This window comes from Mycobacterium parascrofulaceum ATCC BAA-614, from assembly GCF_000164135.1.
In the GTDB taxonomy this organism is placed as follows: Bacteria; Actinomycetota; Actinomycetes; order Mycobacteriales; family Mycobacteriaceae; genus Mycobacterium; species Mycobacterium parascrofulaceum.
Genome location: NZ_GG770556.1, coordinates 50,064 through 53,723, shown reverse-complemented (window position 1 = coordinate 53,723; position 3,660 = coordinate 50,064). Strand labels below are relative to the sequence as shown.

Below are 3,660 nucleotides of genomic sequence, written 5' to 3'. Positions count from 1 at the left end.
ACACGTCCATCCGGTTCAGCGAGCGGCTTGCCGAGGCAGGCATCCAGCCCTCGGTCGGGGCAGTCGGCAGCTCCTATGGCAATGCGCTCGCCGAGATGATCAACGGTCTGTACAAGACCGAGCTGATCAAACCAGGCAAGCCCTGGCACACCATCGACGACGTCGAACTGGCCACCGCACAATGGGTCCACTGGTTCAACCACAACCGCCTCTACGAATACTGCGGAGACATCCCACCGATCGAGCTTGAGGCTGCCTACTACGCATCCGGCCGCGCTGTAGTTAGGCGGACTCATTATTGATGCGGTACAGTCCCATCCGGTGCAAACGGAACTCGAGTTCTGTCTGTCGGTAGCGCCGGCACGACAAGGGGAGGGTGTGCGCGGGAATGTTGCGATTGATGAAGAGGGGGTGGATTCCGCTCCTGTTGGTCGTCGTTGTGGCACTCGGCGCTTACGCGGTGGTCCGGATTCGCGACTCGATCGGTTCGCACAAGACGGCGAGCAACGCCGACGCTAATTCAGCGCTGACCAAGCCCTTCAATCCCAAGCACATCGTGTACGAGGTCACCGGCGCCGCCGGGACCGTCAACGTGGACTACCTCGACGAAAACGGTCAACCGCACCGCGTCGACGCGGCGCCGTTGCCGTGGTCCTTCGAGATCGTCACGACCCTGCCGTCGATGTCGGCCAACATTGTCGCGCAGGCGGATTCGGGCCGATCGGATCTGCGCTGCCGCGTCGTCGTCGACGGTCAAACCCGTGATGACCGCAGCACGCACGATTACAACCCCTTCGTTTACTGCTTGGTGAAATCCGTATGAGCACTTCACACGTCGCGCCGTCAAACATGCACCGTCCGCGCTTCGCCCATCTGGTGCGTATCTTCGCGGTGCCTATCATCCTGGGTTGGGTGTTCGTCGCGGTGGCGCTGGCGGTGGTGACTCCGTCGCTGGACGACGTCGCGGACAAGCATTCGGTGTCCTTGGCGCCGCATGACTCGCTGGCGTTTCAGGGCATGATGAAAATCGGGTCCAAGTTCCAGCAGTTCGACTCGGACTCGAGTGCGATGGTTGTGCTCGTCGGCAACGACAAACTGGGCGACAGCGCCCACGAGTACTACAACAAGATCGTCGCTAAATTGGTCGCCGACAAGTCCCACGTCGAGAACGTCCAGGACTTCTGGAGCGATCCCCTTACGGCGGCAGGCTCGCAAAGTGCCGATGGCAAGGCGGCTTATGTGCAGCTGTTCCTTCGGGGCGCCCAAGGCACCACGCCCAGCCACGAGTCGGTGAAGGCGGTCCGTGACATCGTCGCCTCGGTTCCTGCCCCGCAGGGCGTTCAGGCCTACGTGGCGGGCAACACCGTGCTCAACGCCGACACGAGCGTGGCCGGACACAAGAGCATGGCCTTGATGGCACTGGTGTCAATCGGCGTGATCCTGGTGATGCTGCTGGTCATCTACAGGTCAATCCTCACGACCATCCTGGCCCTTCTCATCGTGGGTATTGAACTCTTTGCCGCACAGGGTATTACAGGAACGGCGGGCAACCTGAACATCATCGGTTTGACGCCGTACGCGGTCAGTATGGTGACCATGCTGTCGATCGCGGCGGGCACCGATTACGTCATCTTCTTCGTGGGTCGATATCAGGAGGCGCGCTCGTTCGGGGAAGACAGGGTGGATGCCTTCTATACGGCTTACCACAGTGTCTCTCACGTCATCCTCGGGTCGGGCCTGACGATTGCCGGTGCGTGTCTGTGCCTCCGGTTCACCACGCTGCCGTACTTCCAGAGCATGGCTTTGCCCTGTGCGATCTCATTGGTCGTTATCGTGGCAGCGGCACTGACTTTGGCGCCCGCCGTGGTGGTGGTCGCCTCCAAGATCGGTCTGATGGATGCCAAACGTGCGCTCTCGACCCGCGGTTGGCGCAGGGTGGGTACCGCTGTCACACGCTGGCCCGTGCCGATCATCGTGGCCACGTCGATGATCGCGATCATCGGATTCGTCAGCCTGTTGACCTACGTGCCGCGCTATAACGACGAAAAATTCACGCCAAAGAACATGCCGGCCAATATCGCCATGGCGCAGGCTGAACGCCACTTCTCCCAGGCTCGCATGAACCCCGAGCTGCTCATGCTCGAGGCCGACCATGACCTGCGCAATCCCGCCGACATGCTCGTCATCGACCGCGTCGCCAAGAGCGTTTTTCATCTGCACGGCATCGAACGGGTACAGACCATTACCCGCCCGCTGGGTGCGCCCATCGAACACAGCTCCATCCCGTTCCAGATCGCGATGCAGAACTCAGGCACGTTGCAGACAGCCAAAATCCAGAACGACAACACCGCGCAGATGCTCGAGCAAGCCGACGAAATGGGCAAGACGATCGCCAACATGGAGCGTATGTACGGCTACATGCAACAACTGGACTCGGTGACCCACGACATGACCCGCCAGACTCACGAGATCCAAGACACCACCAACGAACTGCGCAACGAGATCTCTGACTTCGACGACTTCTTCCGCCCCCTGCGCAGCTATTTCTACTGGGAAAGGCACTGCTATGACATTCCGATCTGCTGGTCGTTGCGGTCGATTTTCGACGCACTCGATGGCATCGACAAGCTGGCCGACCAATTCCAAACGCTGACGGGCAGCCTCGATCGACTCGACGCGCTGATGCCCAAGCTCCTGTCGACACTGCCGCCCACCATCGACTCGATGAAGCGTATGCGCGACTTCATGCTCTCCACCCACAGCACGATGTCCGGCATCCAGGCCCATCAGCAAGAACTGGCCGAGGGTTCAACGATGATGGGCAACTATTTCGACGAGGCCAAAAACGACGACTCGTTCTACCTGCCACCTGAGGTCTTCAAAAACCCCGACTTCATCCGTGGTCTCAAGATGTTCGTCTCGCCGGACGGCAAGGCGGTGCGCATCATCATCACCCATCAAGGCGACCCGGCCTCGGTCGAGGGCATCAAACACGTCACCGGTATTCGGGACACCGTCGCCGACGCCGTCAAGGGCACTCCGCTGGAGAACGCCAAGGTGTCGCTCGCAGGAACCGCCTCGCTGTATGCCGACATGCAGAACGGCGTCAAGGTCGACCTCACAATCGCGTGCATCGCGTCGATGATCTTGATTTTCGGCATCATGTTGCTCATCACGCGCAGCGTTGTCGCCGCCTTGGTGATCGTTGGCACGGTCGCCGCATCACTAGGCACCGCGTGCGGCTTGTCGGTGCTGCTGTGGCAGGACGTGCTCGGACTCGGTGTGCAGTGGATCGTGATCCCACTATCGATCGTCATCCTCTTGGCAGTCGGGTCCGACTACAACCTGCTGGTGGTGTCGCGGCTTCGCGAAGAGATCCACGCAGGGTTGAACACCGGCATCATCCGCGGCATGGGGGCCACCGGGCGCGTTGTGACCGCGGCCGGTCTGGTGTTCGCGTTCACAATGATGTCGATGATCGTGTCGGATCTTCGAGTGGTAGGCCAGTTGGGCACGACCATCGGGATCGGCTTGCTGGTGGACACATTGATCGTGCGATCGTTCATGACACCGTCCATTGCCGCGGCGCTGGGCCGCTGGTTCTGGTGGCCGCTCGACGTCTACCAGATCGTTGACCGGACCGCCGGTCGACGAAGCGGC

3 protein-coding genes are annotated in these 3,660 nt (G+C 60.8%); all 3 read left to right on the top strand.

The genetic code is table 11. The features are described 5' to 3' along the window. The coding region (locus HMPREF0591_RS20185) for an IS3 family transposase (protein ID WP_007170468.1) at positions 1-302 on the top strand (302 nt) is incomplete at its 5' end. 86 nt (positions 303-388) lie between these two features. Beyond that, positions 389-823, top strand: a complete 435-nt coding sequence (locus HMPREF0591_RS20180; protein WP_007170467.1) for an MmpS family transport accessory protein — start codon at positions 389-391, stop codon at positions 821-823. After that, on the top strand, positions 820-3,660 hold a 2,841-nt coding region (locus HMPREF0591_RS20175; protein WP_083802033.1), incomplete at its 3' end, for an MMPL/RND family transporter. The genes HMPREF0591_RS20180 and HMPREF0591_RS20175, both read left to right, overlap by 4 nt.

Coding starts and splice junctions, on each gene's coding strand:
- HMPREF0591_RS20180 (WP_007170467.1), top strand. CDS start 389: ATGTTGCGATTGATGAAGAGGGGGTGGATTCCGCTCCTGTTGGTCGTC.